At 72.2% G+C, this 17,936-nt stretch carries 16 protein-coding genes; 9 read left to right on the top strand and 7 right to left on the bottom strand.

What is annotated here, in order from left to right:
- Positions 1–339 precede the first annotated feature (339 nt).
- The 4 genes from C6Y14_RS03405 to C6Y14_RS03390 all read left to right on the top strand — a co-directional run bounded on the left by C6Y14_RS03405 (position 340) and on the right by C6Y14_RS03390 (position 4,408).
- Positions 340–816 carry a molybdopterin-dependent oxidoreductase gene (locus tag C6Y14_RS03405; RefSeq protein ID WP_107014896.1) on the top strand — a complete coding sequence of 159 codons (477 nt, stop codon included), beginning with the start codon at positions 340–342 and terminating at the stop codon, positions 814–816.
- A complete protein-coding gene (locus tag C6Y14_RS45655) occupies positions 813–2,111 on the top strand; it encodes a methyltransferase domain-containing protein (RefSeq protein WP_107014895.1) in 1,299 nt (432 codons plus the stop codon). Before C6Y14_RS03405 ends, C6Y14_RS45655 begins: the two co-directional genes overlap by 4 nt.
- Positions 2,112–2,206: 95 nt before the next feature.
- The gene (locus C6Y14_RS03395) at positions 2,207–3,142 is read left to right on the top strand and encodes a LysR family transcriptional regulator (protein ID WP_107014894.1); all 936 of its coding nucleotides are present in this window, start codon (positions 2,207–2,209) and stop codon (positions 3,140–3,142) included.
- A gap of 105 nt (positions 3,143–3,247) precedes the next feature.
- Complete coding sequence (locus C6Y14_RS03390; protein ID WP_107014893.1) at positions 3,248–4,408, top strand: NAD-dependent formate dehydrogenase; 1,161 nt, start codon at positions 3,248–3,250, stop codon at positions 4,406–4,408.
- 59 nt (positions 4,409–4,467) lie between these two features.
- Here the strand turns inward: C6Y14_RS03390 and C6Y14_RS03385 are convergent, their stop codons facing one another.
- Positions 4,468–4,860, bottom strand: coding sequence for a TOBE domain-containing protein (locus C6Y14_RS03385; RefSeq protein WP_107014892.1), 393 nt, complete (start codon positions 4,858–4,860; stop codon positions 4,468–4,470).
- Between the two features lie 59 nt (positions 4,861–4,919).
- A complete protein-coding gene (locus C6Y14_RS03380) occupies positions 4,920–6,308 on the bottom strand; it encodes a glycoside hydrolase family 43 protein (protein WP_107014891.1) in 1,389 nt (462 codons plus the stop codon).
- A gap of 412 nt (positions 6,309–6,720) precedes the next feature.
- On the opposite strand from C6Y14_RS03380, the gene C6Y14_RS03375 reads away from it, so the two are divergent.
- The 3 genes from C6Y14_RS03375 (at position 6,721) to C6Y14_RS03365 (ending at position 9,840) form a co-directional block, all read left to right on the top strand.
- Positions 6,721–7,617 carry an SDR family oxidoreductase gene (locus tag C6Y14_RS03375; protein WP_107014890.1) on the top strand — a complete coding sequence of 299 codons (897 nt, stop codon included), beginning with the start codon at positions 6,721–6,723 and terminating at the stop codon, positions 7,615–7,617.
- Positions 7,618–7,685: 68 nt separating this feature from the next.
- Positions 7,686–8,162, top strand: coding sequence for an SRPBCC family protein (locus tag C6Y14_RS03370; protein WP_107014889.1), 477 nt, complete (start codon positions 7,686–7,688; stop codon positions 8,160–8,162).
- A 43-nt stretch (positions 8,163–8,205) separates the two neighbouring features.
- On the top strand, positions 8,206–9,840 hold the full coding sequence (locus C6Y14_RS03365) for a phytoene desaturase family protein (RefSeq protein ID WP_107014888.1): 1,635 nt from the start codon (positions 8,206–8,208) through the stop codon (positions 9,838–9,840).
- Positions 9,841–9,863: 23 nt separating this feature from the next.
- Here the strand turns inward: C6Y14_RS03365 and C6Y14_RS03360 are convergent, their stop codons facing one another.
- The gene (locus C6Y14_RS03360; RefSeq protein WP_107014887.1) at positions 9,864–11,051 is read right to left on the bottom strand and encodes a PucR family transcriptional regulator; all 1,188 of its coding nucleotides are present in this window, start codon (positions 11,049–11,051) and stop codon (positions 9,864–9,866) included.
- A 248-nt stretch (positions 11,052–11,299) separates the two neighbouring features.
- Here C6Y14_RS03360 and C6Y14_RS03355 point away from each other — a divergent pair, with 248 nt between their 5' ends.
- Together C6Y14_RS03355 and C6Y14_RS03350 are read left to right on the top strand one after the other, a co-directional pair.
- Positions 11,300–13,093 (top strand): FAD-binding dehydrogenase, encoded by a 1,794-nt coding sequence (locus C6Y14_RS03355; RefSeq protein WP_107014886.1) that lies wholly within the window; start codon positions 11,300–11,302, stop codon positions 13,091–13,093.
- Between the two features lie 129 nt (positions 13,094–13,222).
- Positions 13,223–13,684 carry a DUF6069 family protein gene (locus C6Y14_RS03350; protein WP_107014885.1) on the top strand — a complete coding sequence of 154 codons (462 nt, stop codon included), beginning with the start codon at positions 13,223–13,225 and terminating at the stop codon, positions 13,682–13,684.
- 106 nt (positions 13,685–13,790) lie between these two features.
- On the opposite strand, the gene C6Y14_RS03345 is transcribed toward C6Y14_RS03350, so the two are convergent.
- From C6Y14_RS03345 to C6Y14_RS03330, 4 genes are read right to left on the bottom strand one after another with little or no spacing between them, the layout of a single operon-like run.
- A complete protein-coding gene (locus C6Y14_RS03345; protein WP_107014884.1) occupies positions 13,791–14,768 on the bottom strand; it encodes a fumarylacetoacetate hydrolase family protein in 978 nt (325 codons plus the stop codon).
- A gap of 27 nt (positions 14,769–14,795) precedes the next feature.
- Positions 14,796–15,734, bottom strand: a complete 939-nt coding sequence (locus C6Y14_RS03340; protein ID WP_107014883.1) for a VOC family protein — start codon at positions 15,732–15,734, stop codon at positions 14,796–14,798.
- Between the two features lie 4 nt (positions 15,735–15,738).
- Entirely contained in the window at positions 15,739–16,767 is a 1,029-nt protein-coding gene (locus tag C6Y14_RS03335) for an amidohydrolase family protein (protein WP_107014882.1), read from the bottom strand.
- Positions 16,764–17,924 carry an FAD-dependent oxidoreductase gene (locus tag C6Y14_RS03330; protein ID WP_107014881.1) on the bottom strand — a complete coding sequence of 387 codons (1,161 nt, stop codon included), beginning with the start codon at positions 17,922–17,924 and terminating at the stop codon, positions 16,764–16,766. The genes C6Y14_RS03335 and C6Y14_RS03330 overlap by 4 nt, the downstream gene beginning before the upstream one ends.
- Positions 17,925–17,936: the final 12 nt, after the last annotated feature.

The following is a 17,936-nucleotide window of genomic DNA, read 5'->3' as shown; positions in this document are numbered from 1 at the left end:
GGGCTGCGCCCCGCCCCGTCCCTTCGTCTGCGGGTCGGTGGGGGCCGTTCGCGCAGTTCCCCGCGCTCCTCAGGGGCGGGGCCGCGCCCCAGCTTCTGCCCCTGGGGCGCAGCCCTTCAGGGGCGCGGGGAACGGCGCGGCCGGCTCCCACCGGCCCGCAGGTCAGACCGCGGGGCCTGCCCGGGAACAGTAGGTGCGCACGCGTAGATGATACTGCCGCAGATACAAGGTCAAAGTCTCTTGTCGCTTTGCACCAGCGGGAGCATGGATCAGATGGGCTGGCATGTGCGTTTGCACGGGGCGTGCGTCCGGGTACGGTCATCCGGGAGGTGGTAGCCCGTGAGTCAGTCCCTCGCAGCCGCCGGTACGGCAGCCGGTCCGGTGGCGGAGCTCGCCCTCACCGGTGATCTGACCCGTCCGGCCCGGCTGACGGTGTCCGACCTGCTCGCCTGGCCGCAGCACGAGACCGAGGTCAGCTTCGAGTGCGCGACCAGCGGCATCCAGCGGCACCGGTTCACCGGGCCCCTGCTGCACGACGTACTGATGGCGGCAGGGCCCGGTTTCGACCCCGCCCGCCGCAAGGAACGCCTGCGCTTCCTGATCGCGGTGTCCGGCAGGGACGGCCATCACGCGCTGCTGTCCTGGGCGGAGATCGACCCCGACTTCGGCCGCGCCCCCGTCCTGCTCGCGGCCACCGTCGACGACAGCCCGCTCGACGGCCAGGGACCCCAGCTGGTGCTGCCTCAGGACCGCTGCGGCGCCCGCCACATCAGCGGCATCGGCGCGATCCGCGTGGACGGCGGCTACCTTCTGTGAGCTGGGTCGAACCGACGGGCGTCCTGGTCGTCCAGCACCTGCCCCACGAGGGCCCGTACGCGCTCGGTACCGCGCTGGCGGCGGCGGGACTGCCGGTGCGCGTCTGTCGCACCTGGGCCGGGGACCCGGTGCCCGGGTCACCCGCGGGACTGGCCGCGCTGGTCGTCATGGGCGGCCCCATGGCGGCGTACGACGACTCGCCGACCTTCCCGACCCGCGCGGCCGAACTGTCCCTGCTGCGGGCCGCCCTGGACGCGGAAGTGCCCGTGTTCGGAGTGTGTCTCGGCGCGCAACTGCTGGCCGTGGCGGCGGGCGGCACGGCCCGGCCCGGCGCGAGCCGGCAGATCGGCTGGGGAGAGGCGCGGACGGCTCCGGCCGCGACCGCCGATCCGCTGTTCGCCGAAGTGCCCGAGCGCCTGCGCGTGCTGCACTGGCACGACGACACCATGGACCTCCCGCCCGGCGCGACCCTGCTCGCGTCCTGCGACCGCTACCCCGTCCAGGCGTTCCGGATCGGCGGCTCGGCCTGGGGGACGCAGTTCCACCTGGAGGTGGACAAGGAGGCGGTCGACGCCTTCGCGACGGCCTTCCGGGAAGAGGCGGCGACCGCCCCCGACCTCCAGGACGCCGCTCCCGCCGAACTCGCGGCGCTCGCCCCGCACCGGGACACCGTCTTCGAACGCTTCGCCACCCTGGCCGCGATCCGGGCGACGGCGACCACGACCCGCGCCTTCTTCACCCCCCGGGCCGCCGCGTGGGAGGAGCGCTTCGCCGTCGACGGCCCCCGCTACACGGCGGCCGTCGCGCGCATGCAACTGCGCCCCGGACAGCGGGTGCTGGACGTGGGCTGCGGCAGCGGCCGAGCCCTGCCCGCCCTGCGCGCCGAGGTCGGCACCGAGGGTGTCGTGCTCGGCGCGGACCTCACCCCGGCGATGCTCACCGCCGCCGCCGGGAAGGGACGCACCGGACTTCTGCTGGCCGACGCGTGCCGACTCCCGCTGCCCGCAGGGTCGTTGGACGGCATCTTCAGTGCGGGCCTGGTCGACCATGTCCCCGATCCCGCGACCGCCCTGCGCGAATGGGCCCGGGTGACCGCCAACGACGGCGTCCTCCTGCTCTTCCACCCCTCCGGCCGCGCCGAACGGGCCGCCCGCCACGGCCGTGCCCTGGACCCCGACGACCCGCTGGCCGAGGAGAACCTGCGCCCGGCGCTGCACACGGCGGGCTGGGAGCTGGACTGTTACGAGGACGCGGCCCACCATTTTTTGGCACGGGCCGTGCGCCGCACGGACTGACGCGGACGGGCTCATCTCTACGCCCACGTGTCCTTGTTGAGGCCCGGATGCCGAGATCCGGACACTGAGGGCCCGGTGTCCCTGGGAGGTCACGCGTGCAACTGCGCCAGCTGGAGTACCTCGTCGCGCTCGCCCGGGAGCGTCACTTCGTCCGCGCGGCGGCCGCCTGCCATGTCTCCCAGCCCTCGCTGTCCGCGGCGATCCGCCGCCTCGAACACGAACTGAACGTGCCGATCGTGCGGCGCGGCCGGCGTTACGAGGGCCTCACCCCGGAGGGCGAGGTCGTGCTGGCCTGGGCACACCGCATCCTCGCCGAGGGCGATGCCCTCCGCCAGGAGCTGTCCGCGCTGCGCGACGGACTCACGGGCACCCTGCGCCTGGGCGTGGTCCCCACCGCCCTGCCCGCCGCCTCCCTCCTCACCACCCCGTTCTGCGACCGCCATCCCCGGGCCGGGGTGAGCATCGAGTCGCTGTCCTCGGCCGACATCACCCACGGTCTCGCCGAGTTCGAGCTGGACGCGGCCATGACCTACCTCGACGACGACTCCCTGCGAGGGGTGCGGCGGCTCCCGCTGTACGAGGAGCGGTACGTGCTGCTGACCCCGGTCGCAGGCCCGCTCGGGAGCGCCCCGACGGCGAGCTGGTCGGCCGCCGCCGCGCTCCCGCTGTGCCTGCTCAACTCCCGTATGCGCAACCGCCGCATCATCGACGAGTGCTTCGCCGCCGACGGGGCCACCGCCGCCCCCGCGATCGAGTCGGACAGCGTCGCCGGTCTCTACGCGCACCTCCCCGGCGGTCGCTGGTCGAGCGTGATCTCGCACGCGTGGCTGCACATGTTCGGCGTACCGGACGGAATGCGGGTGGTGCCGCTGGACGGACCGGCGCACGGGCCCCGGGTGGGCCTGGTGACCGGCCCCGACGACCCGCCGTCCGTACTCGCCGGGGCACTGCTGGCGGAGGCGCGCCGGGCGGGCGTACGGGAGGCGCTGGACGTACTGCTGCGGACGTACCTCGACGGTCACGACCACTGATAGCCGTCGGCTATACGGACATAGCGAGAATCGCTTTGACCAGGGCGATCGGCTGCGTGGATCGTGAACCGCACCCGCAGTCAACGCAGTTGAGGAGCCGTGATCATGGCGAAGGTGCTCTGTGTGCTGTACGACGACCCGACCGACGGATACCCGACCACGTACGCCCGCGACGACCTCCCCGCGATCAACCGGTACCCCGGCGGGCAGAGCACGCCCACCCCGGAGGCCCTCGACTTCACGCCGGGGCACCTGCTCGGCAGTGTGTCCGGTGAGCTGGGCCTGCGCGGTTTCCTGGAGAAGGCGGGACACACCCTCGTCGTCACCTCCGACAAGGAGGGCGCCGGCTCGGTCTTCGACCGGGAGCTGCCCGACGCGGACGTGGTGATCTCCCAGCCGTTCTGGCCGGCCTACCTGACCCCGGAACGCATCGCCGCCGCCCCGAACCTCAAGCTCGCCGTCACGGCCGGCATCGGCTCCGACCACGTCGACCTGGACGCGGCGGTCGCGCACGGGGTGACGGTCGCCGAGGTCACGTACTCCAACAGCGTCAGCGTCGCCGAGCACGTGGTGATGATGACGCTGTCCCTGGTGCGCAACTACCTGCCGTCCCATCAGGTCGTGCTCGACGGCGGCTGGAACATCGCGGACTGCGTGGCCCGCTCCTACGACCTGGAGGGCATGCACGTCGGTACGGTCGCCGCCGGACGCATCGGCCTGGCCGTCCTGCGCCGCCTCGCACCCTTCGACGTGCGGCTGCACTACACCGACCGCCACCGCCTGCCCGAGGCGGTCGAACGCGAGCTGGGCCTGACCTTCCACGAGAGCGCCGCCGACATGGTCCCGCACTGTGACGTCGTCACCGTCAACGCGCCGCTCCACCCGGAGACCGAAGGACTCTTCGGCGACGAACTGCTGGGCCGGATGAAGCGTGGCGCGTACCTCATCAACACGGCACGCGCGAAGATCGCCGACCGGGACGCCGTCGACCGCGCCCTGCGCAGCGGCCGGCTGGCCGGCTACGCGGGCGACGTCTGGTACCCGCAGCCCGCCCCCGCCGACCATCCCTGGCGCACCATGCCCCACCACGGCATGACCCCGCACATCTCGGGCTCCTCCCTCTCCGCACAGGCCCGCTACGCGGCGGGCACCCGCGAGATCCTGGAATCCTGGCTCGCCGGCCGCCCGATCCGCGACGAGTACCTGATCGTGGACGGCGGCGCACTGGCGGGCACGGGCGCCCACTCGTACTCGGTCACCAGGTGACCGGCCTCCAGGGCGGCGCGTGACCGCCGGAGGCCACCCTCGCGGCCCTCGTGCCGCTCTCAGGCCCGGTCGATATGTACGTTCGTCGACTTGACCCGGGCGGTGGCCTCCACCCCTACCTCAAGGCCCAGCTCCTCCACGGCCTCGCGTGTCAGCAGTGACACCAGCCGGTGCGGGCCGGCCTGGATCTCGACCTGGGCGGCGACATCACCGAGCTTCACCGCCGTGACGATCCCGGGAAAGGCGTTACGGACGGAGGTGTACGAGGTGTCCTCCTCGCCGTCGCCCTTGGCGAGCTCGACGGAGAAGGCGGCCAGGGCCCTGCCGTCGATCAGGCGCCGCCCGCCCTCGTCCCGGTGCGTGACCATCCGGCCCGCGTCCGCCCAGCGCCGCGCGGTGTCCGGGCTGACCCCGAGCAGACGCGCCGCCTGGCCGATCGTGTATGACTGCATACGCGCCAACATAGGCGATCACCGGCGTGTGGTACGCGACGCGCCCGGTTGCCCGGTCGTCAGTACCCGACGCGGAACGTCGCGTCCTGCTGCTCGGTGGCTGTGGAGACCGGGTCGATGCGCAGCACGTAGTTCGAGTGGCGGATGTAGCGCGTGGGGTTGTTGTACGAGCGGAACGACGCCCAGGAGGAGTCGGCGAGGCCCGCCGTACGGGAGAAGGTCGCGTCGCCCGCGAACGCCGACGTGCCGTCGTTGACGTCGAGTTGGAGCACGTAGTTGTAGTGCCGCAGATAGCGGGTGGGGTAGTTCACCGACTGGAAGGAGACCCCGGAGCTGTCGGCCAGGCCCGGGACCAGCTTCCACTGGGAGTCGGTGTACAGGTCGAAGGGGTAGGTGTCGATGCGGGCGGCGTAGTTGGCGTGGCGGACGTAACGGTCCGGGTAGTTGTACGACTTGAGCCGGTTCCAGGCCGGGGCGCCCCACCTGGTGAGCAGGTTGTTGTACTCGGTCGTGGTGATGGTCGCTATGCCGCAGTGCTTGGAGTTGACCGGCTGGGTGTAGGTCCTCTGGTCCAGGGCGGTCCAGGTGCCGGAGGCCAGGTTGCTGGACTGCCAGGCGTAGAAGACGCCGTTGGGTGTGTAGGTGTCACCCCACAGGTACCAGGTGTTGCTGGTCAGCGACTTGAACACGGTCGGGGCCTCGGTGCCGCCGTGCGCCACCCCCGCACTGAACTCCGTGAAACTGCCCGGGTTGAGGGAGGTGGACCTGGCGGCCACCAGTGTCTGGTTCTTCTTGAAGAAGAGGTAGTTCCAGCCGCTGACACCGACGGCCATGTCACCGTCGATGACGTCGTAGCCGGGGTCGAAGAACACCTGCGGAGCCGACGCGGTCACGAAGTCGCTGGTGTAGTTCACCATGATGACGTTGTGCCCGCTGGAGTTGACCGAGGAGTAGATGACCGCGTACTGGCCCCGGCCGGCGTCCCAGAACGCCTCCGGTGCCCAGCTGTGCGTGGTCATGTCGTGCAGCTTGAGGCGGCGGTAACCGGTGAAGGTGCGCAGGTCGGCGGAGTCCCAGACGTGGATGTACTGGCTGTTGTAGCTCCAGTCGGTGCCCTTGAGGTCGGTGGCGATGACGACGAAGGTGCCGTCCTGCTTGCGCATGAGGAACGGGTCGCGCAGGCCGAGGGCGCCCGCCGTGGGGGTGACCAGGGGGTTGTTCTGGTTGAGCGGCGTCCAGTTGAGCGAGTCGGTGCTGACGGCGAGATGCAGCCCGTAGTCGGTGCCGAGGCCGAGGCTGGTCGACTCGGTGAAGTAGCACATCACGTACGCCGAGTCCGCCGCGTGGGCGGTGCCGGCGCCGAGGGTCAGTACGCCGGCCGCGGCCAGTGGAGTGGCGGCGGCCATGCCGAGGAGGAGGCGCCGGGTCGGCTGGGGTCTTGCGCTCATCGTGGTCTCCAAACGGGTGCGGGCGTGACGAAGGGCCCCGGCGAATGCCGTGGGTCGGTATTTCGAACGCGGTTCGGGAGATCGATCAGAAATTAGAGTCCACCGCGATGCACGTCAATGACTCTGACGAGACCCCTGAGTTCCCTGATACCGCGGTGCCCCGTCCAGGCCGCCGCTTCTCCACCGGCCGGCCCCGTAAGGGGCGCGGGGCTGTGACATGTGCGGCTCCGCCGCGTTGGTGCGGCCGGCCCCCACCGGCCCGTACCCGACGCACGACCCGACGGCGGGCGGCGCACACCGACTCGTGGTCGGATGGAAGCGGCTGGTCCCGACCCGCATCCGGGTCCGGCCGTCACCGAGAAGTACCCCCGTCAGCTCGGGGACGACCTGAGCCCGCCACGAAGGGAGACCCGTGAAACACGACCCGCTGCGCGGCCGCATCGTGGTGGTGACCGGCGCCGCCCGCGGCCTCGGCGCCGCCCTGGCACGGGACCTGGCCCACCGGGGCGCCCACCTCGCCCTCCTGGGGCACGAGAAACCGGCCATGGAGGCCCTGGCGGGAGAACTCCCCACCCCGGCCGCCACCTGGGAGGTCGACATCACCGACGACGCCGGGATGACCGACGTGGCCCGTGACGTACGCAAGACCCTCGGCAAACCCTCCGCGGTGATCGCCAACGCGGGCATCGCCGAGGGCGGCCCCTTCGCCGAGTCGGACGCCGCGTCCTGGCGCCGGGTGATCGACGTCAACCTCACCGGCAGCGCGATCACCGCACGCGCCTTCCTGCCGGATCTGGTGGACACGGCGGGCTACTACCTCCAGGTCGCCTCCCTGGCCTCGATCGGCGCGTCGCCCATGATGAGCGCCTACTGCGCCTCCAAGGCGGGCGTGGAGGCCTTCGCCCACTCCCTGCGGGCCGAAGTCGCACACCAGGGTGTCGCCGTGGGCATCGCCTACCTCAACTGGACCGACACCGACATGATCCGCGACGCCGACCGGCACGCCGTACTGCGCGAACTGCGCGGCCACATGCCGCCCCCGGCCCGCCGTGTCTATCCGGCGGAGCACGTCGCGGCCCGGCTGGCCCGTACCGTCGAGCGGCGGCGCACCTCGGTGTACGTGCCCGGCTGGCTGGTCGCCGCGCAGCTGGGCCGGGTCGCGCTGCCGCCGGTCGTGCTGCGCGTGTCGCGCCGGGCCCTGCCCCGGCTGGCGGCCCGGGAACCCTTCCGCCCCACCGGCCTGCTCGGCGCGGGCGGCAGGGCCGACGGGCCTGACACCACCGACGGCGGAGGTCCGCCGGTCGGTTGAACTCCGGATGCCGGGGGACCCGGCACCGATCACTCCGCTACGACGGGTGCGACACGAGGGAGGCAGCGGTGGCCGTACGCCACAGGCTCATCAAGAAGAGTCCGCGTGAGGTGTGGGCCGTCCTGGCCGACGGCACCCGGTACGCGGACTGGGTCGTGGGGACGGCGTCCTCGTACCCCGTGCGCGGTCAGTGGCCGCAGGTGCATTCCGCGATCGGCTACGAGGTGCGGGTCGGGCCGTGGACCCTGAGCAACGAGTCGGTCGTACGAGCGTGCGTCGAGGAGCGTGAGCTGGAGCTGGAAGCGATCGCGGGCCCGCTCGGCACGGCGCGTATCGCCATCGAACTGCGGCCCTGGGGCGAGTACACGCTGGTGATCATCGACGAGCATCCGCTGCAGGGGGCCGGCGGCACCCTGCACAACGTGGCCGTGGAGGGACTCATCCAGGTGCGGCACCGGGCCATGCTCAAGCGGCTGGCCGATGTGTGCGAGGAGGCCGGGAGGAGCGAGTCCCGGCCCGCCCGCGCGGAGCCGAGGCCGGCATGACCGGCGTCGTCCGTGCGGCACGGCAGCGGGACGGGAGGCGGCCATGCCGGACGCGGTAGTCATCGGAGCCGGTCCCAACGGGCTCGTCGCCGCCAACCTCCTGGCCGACGAGGGCTGGAGCGTCGAAGTCCTGGAGGAACAGGACGAGCCCGGGGGCGCGGTCCGGCACGACAACGGAGTCGACCCGGACTTCACGAACGACCTCTTCAGCTCGTTCTACCCCCTCGCCGCGGCTTCCCCGGTCCTGTCCGGACTCCACCTGGAGCGGTACGGGCTGCGGTGGAGCCACGCGCCCCGCGTCCTGGCCCACCCGCTGTCCGACGGCCGGTGCGCGGTACTCGGACGCAATCTCGACGAGACCGCCGCGTCCCTGGACGTCTTCGCCGACGGCGACGGCGACGCCTGGCGCGAACTGCACCGGGTCTGGGAGCGGCTGCGCCCCGACCTGCTGGAAGCGCTGTTCACGCCCTTCCCGCCGGTACGCGCGGGCGCCCGCCTCGCCCTGCGCCTGCGGACCGCCGGCGGGCTGCGCCTGGCCCGGTCGATGGTGCTGCCGGTACGGCGGCTCGGCGAGGAGGAGTTCCGCGGCGAGGGCGGCAGGCTGCTGCTGGCGGGCAACGCGCTGCACGCCGACCTGGCCCCCGAGGCCGCGGGAAGCGGCGGCTTCGGCTGGCTGATGTCGATGCTGGGCCAGACGTACGGGTTTCCCGTCCCCGTCGGCGGTTCCGGCGCCCTCATCGGGGCGCTGACCCGGCGGCTGAAGGAACGCGGCGGGGTCCTCCGGTGCGGGGAGCGCGTGAGCCGCGTCGTCGTGCGGGAGGGCCGGGCCGTGGCGGTGCGCACGGCCGGCGGCGAGACGGTGTCCGCCGCGCGGGCCGTCCTCGCGGACGTGTCCGCTCCCGCGCTGTACGGCGAACTGGTGGACAGGGACGACCTGCCTCCGCAGGTGCTGGCCGATCTGCGCCGGTTCCAGTGGGACTTCGCCACCTTCAAGGTCGACTGGGCCCTCGACGGTTCCGTACCGTGGCAGGCCCCCGAGGCCGTCGGCGCGGGAACCGTGCACCTGGCGGACGGCGTCGACGAGCTGACCCGGTTCGCGGCCCAGGTCGCCATGGGACAGGTACCGGACCGGCCGTTCGCGCTGTTCGGGCAGATGACGACCGCCGACCCCACCCGGTCGCCCGAGGGCACCGAGTCCGCCTGGGCGTACACCCATGTCCCGCACCACATCAAGGGCGACGCGGGTGACGACGGACTGACCGGGAGCTGGGACACCAAGGAGCAGGAGCTGATGGCCGACCGGGTCGAGCGGCAGGTCGAGCGCTTCGCACCGGGGTTCCGTTCCCTGATCCGGGCCCGGCGCGTACTGGCACCGCCCACCCTCCAGGCCCTCGACGCAAATCTGCACGGGGGTGCCATCAACGGCGGCACCACGGCCCTGCACCAGCAGCTCTTCTTCCGCCCCGTCCCGGGCACGGGACGCCCGGAGACGCCGGTCAAGGGCCTCTACCTGGCATCGGCCTCCGCGCATCCGGGCGGCGGGGTGCACGGGGCTCCCGGCTCCAACGCCGCCCGCGCCGCGCTGCGCAGGAACCTCCCGAACGGACTGACCCGCGCCCAGCGCCTGCTGGCCCGCCGCGACCGCAAGGGGGACCGCAGGCCCGAACTCGGCAGCTGACCGCGGTCGTTGGTGTGTGGTGGTTACAGCGGCTCGCGGTCCTTTCCCAGCCAGGTGGTCAGGGCCCACCACCAGTGCAGGGTGCTCAGCGGTTCGGCCAGAGGCCCGGACGCGAGGTCGGTCAGGGAGTGCCCGGTGATCTGCTGGAGGCGGCCGAGCCGGTAGCGGACGGTGTTGGGGTGGGTGAACAGGGCCGTCGCGCTCTGGTCGAGACGTCGGCCGTTGTCGAGGAACGTCAGCGCCGTGACGGCGAGTTGGCGGTGGAAGGCGTCCGACTCGACGAGGGCGCCCAGGAGCTGCGCGCTCAGGTGCGCGCCCAGGAGCGGCTGGTCGGCGAGGGCGATCTCGGCGGCGAAGTCGGTCAGCTCGTACAGGCCCTGACGCCCCTGCCGTGCACCGATGTCCACGGCCCGGACGCAGAGCCGGTACAGCGGGCGGATCTCCTCCAGGGGAGCGGCCGGTGAGACCACGACCAGGGCCGACGCCCCCGCCTCCCCGATGCCGGGCATCCGGCGGCACAGACCGGCGAGCCGTCCCTCGATCAGGCCGGACACCGCGCCGAGTCCGGAGAGGCGGTCCGTGAGGAGACGTACGGCCGCGGGGTTGCCGGCGTCCGCGACGACGCAGTGGTGCGGTCCGCCGCCCGGCCGCATCCCTGCGCCCGCCATCTCCAGGGGCGACGGCACGACTCCGCCGACCAGCAGCCTGCGGAGAACGTTCGTGCGGACCTCGGCGCTCTCGTGCGGGGTGGCCCGCTCGGCGGCCCGGTAGCCGTTGATCACATGGCGTTCGACCGCGTTGCCGTACTCGTTGAGACGCAGGACGACGCTCAGCAGGACGCTGTCCGGCACTCCCGCCGCCCGGCAGCGCTCGACGGTGATCTCCAGCGCTCGGCCCAGCCCGGCCTGGACCCCGCGCAGCACCGCGGTCATCGCGACACCCTGGCCCGCCCGGTCGGCCCCCAGTAACAGGGCGGCCGTGAAGTCCTGTTGCTCGACCCCGTCCCGCTCGACCCCGTCGAAGGTGGCGAACCACTCACCGGCGGCGCGGATCATGGCCCGGACGTGGGAGCGGCTCTCCGCCTCGGTGAGCCGGGCGACCTCGGGGGAGTGGGCGCGGGCCGCGCGGACGAGTTCGCCGCACACGTCGTCGTCGACGGCCATCGTCCGCAGGATCTCGGTGACCGGTTCGCGTTCGTGGACGACAGCCATGGGTCGATTCTCCCTCCACGGTCCGTGCGCGGTCGGCCGGCGCCGCTGTCGCCGGGACACAACGAAGCAGCCCCCACGTTGGTGTCCGGCCACTACCACATCGCTGTGACGACCTGGTTCCCTGTGGGCTACCGACGGTAACAGTGCGGCGGTCCCAGGAACATCCCCCGTATCCCGTCTGCCGTATCACGCATCCCGTATCGCCGTTCCCGTCTCGCATCTCCTCCGTCTCCTCCGGAAGGCAGTCCATGGAGAACTCACCGGCCCTGGCCGCGATCACCCGGCGCCGTGCCCTGACGGCGGCGGGCGGCGCGCTCGCCGCCACCGCCCTCGCGCAGGCGACCGCCCCCGCCTTCGCGGCCTCGGCAGCCGCCTCGGACGCGGACGCGATCGTCGTCGGCGGCGGACTGGCCGGCCTGGTCGCCACGGCGGAACTGGCCGCGGCGGGCCGCAAGGTCCTGCTCCTCGACCAGGAACCGGCGACCAACCTCGGCGGTCAGGCGTTCTGGTCCTTCGGCGGCCTGTTCTTCGTCGACTCCGACGAACAGCGGCTGATGGGCATCAAGGACTCGCAGGAACTGGCCTGGCAGGACTGGCTGGGCACCGCCGGCTTCGACCGCGGCATCACCGACAAGGCGGGCCAGGATTATTGGGCCTACAAGTGGGCCGAGGCGTACGTGGACTTCGCGTCCGGAGAGAAGCGCTCCTGGCTCGCGGGCCTGGGCGTGCAGTGGTTCCCGATCGTCGGCTGGGCGGAGCGCGGCGGCGGTCTCGCGGACGGCCACGGCAACTCGGTGCCGCGCTTCCACGTCACCTGGGGCACGGGCCCCGCGGTCGTCGAACCGTTCGAGAAGAAGGTGCGGGCGGCGGTCGCGGACGGGAAGGTCACCTTCAAGTTCCGGCACCGTGTGGACGGGCTCGTGACGACCAACGGGGCCGTCACCGGCGTCCGGGGCGCCGTCCTGGAGCCGAGCGACGCCGCCCGCGGCAAGCCCAGTTCCCGCACGGTGGTCGGTGAGTTCGAACTGCGCGCCCCGGTCGTCGTCGTCACCTCCGGCGGCATCGGCGCCAACCACGACCTCGTACGCCAGAACTGGCCGGCCCGCCTCGGCACCCCGCCCAAGACCATGATCACCGGCGTCCCGGCGTACGTGGACGGCCGGATGCTCGCGATCACGGAGAAGGCGGGCGGCCGGATCGTCAACCCCGACCGGATGTGGCACTACACCGAGGGCCTCAGGAACTACGACCCCATCTGGCCCGGCCACGGCATCCGTATCCTGCCCGGCCCGTCGTCCATGTGGTTCGACGCCACCGGCAAGCGGTTCGGCGCACCCGACATGCCCGGCTACGACACCCTCCACACGCTCAAGTCGATCACCGCCTCCGGATACGACTACTCGTGGTTCGTCACCACGCAGAAGATCATCGCCAAGGAGTTCGCGCTCTCCGGCTCCGAGCAGAACCCCGACCTCACCGAGAAGAACATCTGGAAGCTGCTCTCGCGCATCTGGCAGACGCCCGAGCCGATCGAGAAGTTCAAGAAGAACGGCGTGGACTTCGTCGTCGCCACGACCCTGTCCGAACTCGTCCGCGGCATGAACAAACTGACCGGCGACGGACTGATCGACCTGGCCGGCCTGCAACGCCAGATCGAGGCGCGCGACCGGGAGATGGACAACCCGTACACCAAGGACCTCCAGGTCATGGGCATCCGCAACGCCCTTTCCTACCCCGGCGACAGCATCAGCCGCACGGCGGCGGCGCACAAGATCCTGGACTCAAGTGCCGGTCCGTTGATCGCCGTTCGCCTCAACATCCTCACCCGCAAGACCCTCGGCGGCCTGCAGACCGACCTCTCCGGCCGGGTCCTGAACGCGGCGGGCACGCCGGTGCCCGGTCTGTACGCGGCCGGGGAGGTGTCCGGGTTCGGCGGGGGAGGCGTCCACGGGTACCGGTCCCTTGAGGGGACGTTCCTGGGCGGCTGTCTCTTCTCCGGACGGGCGGCCGGACGGGCCGCCGCGGCGGCGACCGGGACCTGAGCCGGGACGCGGCCCGCCCTCGGCCCGACCTGAAAATTGTTGCCCGGCGACCGCTCAGTTCCTGGCCGTGCACCGGTCTGACTCTGTGAAAGGCCGACCACCCAGGAATCGCCGACAGGAGAATCTGCCATGAGTGCCACCGTGTCCCGGAACCAGTCCTTCGCCCAGTCCGTCACCCAGTCCCTCGGCGCGCGTCCCGTGTGGCAGGTCGGGGCCCTCGCGGTGTTCGCCGGGGCCGTGGTGACCGAGGCCTTCGCCCTCGTCGCCCGTGGCGCCGGCGTACCGATGGAGGCCGCCAGTCCCGGGGCGACGGAGGCCGCCGAGATCCCGGTGGGCGGCTTCGCCGGGGGCGTGCTGTTCTGGTCGGTCGTCGGGGTCGTCCTGGCGATGGCTCTCGCCCGCTGGGCCGGGCGGCCCGCCCGCACCTTCGTGGTGATCACCGTCGCGCTGACCGCGCTGTCCCTGGCGGGACCGGCGGTCGCCCCGCACACCGCCACGTCCACGCAGATCGTCCTGGCCGTGTCCCATGTGGTGGCCGCGGCCGTCGTCATTCCGCTGCTGGCGGGGCGGCTCGCCCGTGGGCGGGCCTGACCGGGCGCGTCCGACCGGTGCTCCTGAGGGGCGCTTCTGAGGGGCGTGGGGAACTGCGCGACCGGCCACGGCGGACCCGTGGCCGGCCGGACAGCCCCCGCGCCCCTCAGGAGCGCCGCCGCCGGGCCGGTGGCAGGGGGACGGGCTCGGCCCCCGCGACGACGGTGTTGGTGAGCGTGCCGATGCCCTCGACGGTGAGGGTGACCGTGTCTCCGGGCCTCAGCGGTGGTGGGTCCTGCTTGCCGCGCAGGCCCCACAGCTCGGCCAGGCAACCGCCGTTGCCGCAGGTGCCGGAGCCGAGGACGTCACCCGGTACGACCCGGGTGCCGCGGGAGGCGTACGCGGTCATCTCCTCGAAGGTCCAGCTCATGTGGGAGAGCAGGTCCCTGCCGACCGTCCGGCCGTTGATCCCGGCGGTCAGGGCCAGCCGCAGGAAGCCGTCGGCGTCCCGGTGCGGCTCCAGTTCGTCGGCGGTGACGAGGTACGGGCCCAGGGTCGTCGCGGTGTCCTTGCCCTTGCAGGGTCCCAGCCCGACCTTCATCTCGGCGGACTGCAGGTCGCGGGCGGACCAGTCGTTGAAGACGGTGTAGCCGACGATGTGGTCGCGGGCCTGCTCGGGAGTCAGGTCCCGGCCCTCCCGTCCGACGACGGCGGCCACTTCGAGTTCGAAGTCCAGGGCGGCCGACCCGGGCGGCACGGGTACGTCCTCGCCGGGCCCGTGGATCGCGTGCGGATTGGTGAAGTAGAACGTAGGCGCCGCGTACCACTGCTCGGGCACGCCGGAGGCACCGTCCACGGCACGGCGTACGCCCTCGACGTGCTCCTCGAAGGTGACGAAGTCCCGTACCGACGCGGGCTGCAGAGGCGGCAGCAGCCGTACCTCCGAGACGTGCGGACCGGGCGGCCCGCCGAGAGCCGACGCCCCCGCCGCCAGCAGACCGGGCAGACCGTCCGTCGCGCCGAGCAGGCCGGTCAGGGAGCGGACGGCGGGCAGGGGGTACAGGGTGTCGTCCCCCGCGGAGTCGTCCGGCGCCAGCACGGCGACCTGGGTGCGGTGGTGGTGTACGTATGTGGCGAAGCGCATGCGGGCTCTCCTGGCGGGCCGGGCGGATCAGACCGGCGGGGCGATGAACACACCGCGGTCGGGGTCGTTGAAGGACTCCTTGGCGACCAGCTCGTTCATGGGGTTGGCGGTGCCCCACTGGTCGGTGACCTCGGGCCGCGAGAAGTCGTAGACGTGCGGATGCCAGGTGTCCTCGTCCAGTTCCTCCAACTCCGTCGTGTACTCGACGGTGTTGCCGTGCGGGTCGAGGAAGTACGTGAAGGTGTTGTCGCCCGCCGTGTGCCGCCCCGGACCCCAGATCTTCTTGAAGCCCGCGCGCATGACACGGCCGGAGCCGCGCATGTACTCGTCGAGGCCGCGCATCTCGAAGGACACGTGGTGCAGGGCGGTGTGCGGGCCCTTGGCCAGCGCCATCGAATGGTGCTGGTTGCTGATCCGCATGAAGTGCATGACCTCGCCCATGTGCGGCGAGCTGAGCGTGTCGGAGAGCAGGAAGCCGAGGTGGCGCTCGTACCACTGCCGGGTGCGGTCGAGGTCGGGGGAGTTGAGGACCACGTGCGACAGTTTGACCGGGATGGCCTCCTTCTCCTCGATCCTGCGGTGCCTGCGTACCTCCACGTCCGCGGAGACCTCGATGGTGCGGCCGTCGATGTCGAAGAAGCGGAAGCCGTAGCCGCCGCCGGGCGTGTCGACCTTGCCCGGCCGGGAGATCAACTGCACGTCACCCGACAGGAGTTGTTCGGCGAGGGTGTCGACGTCCGCCGGGCTCGCGGCCCCGTAGGAGACGAGGTCGAGGCGCTTCTCCTCGGCCCTGCGCAGCCGCACGACGTACTGCTCCGGGGAGCCCTCGGCGGCCAGGAAGGAGATACCTGAGTCCTCGGCGACCTTGGTCAGGCCCCAGACGCCGGCGTAGAAGTCGAGCTGCTTGTCGTAGTCGGGCACGGCGAGGTCGACGTGCCGCAGATGGGTGAGCAGGCGTGCGCTCATGGTGTCAGTCCTTCCTCAGGAGGGCGGCCGCGTTGCCGCCGCGTACGGCCTCGAAGTCGGCGGCGGGGAGCCGGGCCGCGCGCAGGGCGCCGACCGGGTCCTCGGTGCCCATGTCGAAGGGGAAGTCGGAGCCGAGCAGCACCCGGTCCCCGCCGGCGACCCGCACCAACTCCCGCAGGATGTGCGGGTCGTGGACGAGTGAGTCGAAGTACAGGCGCCGCAGATAGCTGCTGGGCGGCCGGGCGCATGAGGCACCCGCGTCGGAGCGGGTCGACCACGCGTGGTCGGAACGGCCGACATGGGTGGGCAGATAGCCGCCGCCGTGGGCCGCCAGCACCTTGAGACCGGGATGGCGGTCCAGCACGCCCGAGAAGATGAGGTGGGAGAGGGCGACCGCGTTCTCGGCGGGCTGGCCGACGGTGTTGGACAGGTACCACCGGTCCAGGCGCTCGTCGAGGGTGCACCCGAAGGGATGCAGGAAGACGACCGCGCCGGTCTCCCCGGCCCGGGACCACAAGGGTTCGTAGGCCGGGTCGGACAGCTCCCGGCCGGGCGCGTGGCTGGAGATCTCCACCCCGGCCAGGCCCTGCGCGAGGGCGTGGTCGAGGGCCTCGACCGTCCGGTCCGGGTGCTGGAGGGGGACGAGCCCGAGGCCGCGCAGCCGGTCCGGAGCGGCCGAACAATGCGCCGCCGTCGCCTCGTTGGCCGTCCGGTACACCTTCTCGGCCGTCTCCTCGTCCGCCCAGTAGTGGTAGTGCGACGGGGAAGGGCTGACCAGCTGGATGTCCACGCCCTGGGCGTCCATGGCGGCCAGCCGCACGGCCGGGTCGGTCAGCCGGGGCAGCCGGTCGCGCACCATGGGCCCGCTGACCGCAAGGGCGGTGGGACCGTTGCGCCGGGCGTCCAGCGTCCGCGCCTCGGCGAGCCCCGGCGCCCCCTCCACCAGCGCCTCGATCTCCGGGATCAGGACGTGGGCGTGGACGTCGACCGTGGGTACAGCGGCTTTGGCGTGTGGGTGTGCGTGTGCGGTCACGGCAACTCCCGGAGCAGGGTCATGGTGCGGGCCATCAGGCCGGGCACATCGGCGTCGCGGACCCCGTCCAGCTGCCACTGCCCGAGCTGTACGGACGCCTCCACGACCGGACGTACCCGGGCGATTCGCCGCTCGTAGTACGCCTGGAAGAGCGCGTCGTCCCACGGGTCGGACCCGGTGAACATCTGGGCGAGCACCCACGCGTCCTCCAGGGACAGCGCGGCGCCCTGCGCGAGGGTGGGCGGACAGCAGTGGGCCGCGTCGCCGATCAGCACGACCCGGCCGCGGTGCCAGGACCCCTCGACCAACAGGCGCTCGAACCAGGTGTAGTTGACCTGCGCCGGCTCGGTGATGTGCGCGGTGATCTCCGGCCAGAAGCCGCCGTACGACCGGGCCAGCCGCCGCATCTCGTCGGCGTGCGACCCGGCCGGTATCGAGGCGCGGTCACGGTTGGCCTCGACGACATACGCGTACAGGGTGTCGTCGCCGGTGGGGCAGTAACCGGCGATGTAGGCAGGACCGCCGTACGCGAGGTCGGTGCGGGTCAGCCCGGCCGGACGCGGGGCGGCGATCCGCCAGATGGCCATACCGGTCGGCTCGGGCCTGTCGGCGATGCCGATCGCGGCGCGGGTGGCGGATCCCAGGCCGTCGGCCGCGATCACCAGGTCGTAGCGCCCCTCGGTGTCCACTCGTCCCTCGGAGCCGTCGTCCGGGCCACCCCTGAAGCGCACGGAGACACCCTCCGCGTCCTGGACCACGATCTCGGCGGTGGTCCCCAGGCGGACCGACGCACCACCGGCGCGCACGGCCTCGATCAGGATCTGCTGAAGCCGGGGGCGCTGCATACCGACGGTGGCGGGCAGCTCGTCGCCGCCGGTGCGCAGGTCCTCCTGCACGTGCAGCACGGTGCCGTCGGGAGCGGTGATGCCGACCGAACCGAAGCCGAACCCGGAGGCCTCCACCTCGTCCCAGACCCCCAACTCGCGCAGCACGCGCAGGGCGTTGCCCTGGAGGGTGATGCCGGAACCGGCGGTCGCGTTCCAGTCGCTCCTGGCCTCGATCAGGTCCACCGCGAAGCCGGCGCGGCGCAGCAGGACCGTCACGGCGCAGCCGGCCGCGCCACCGCCGATCACCAGGACCGTACGGGGTGTGCTCATGGGGAACTCCCT

This window comes from Streptomyces dioscori, from assembly GCF_003024195.1.
Taxonomy (GTDB): Bacteria; Actinomycetota; Actinomycetes; order Streptomycetales; family Streptomycetaceae; genus Streptomyces; species Streptomyces dioscori.
This window is presented reverse-complemented; position numbering and strand designations above follow the sequence as displayed.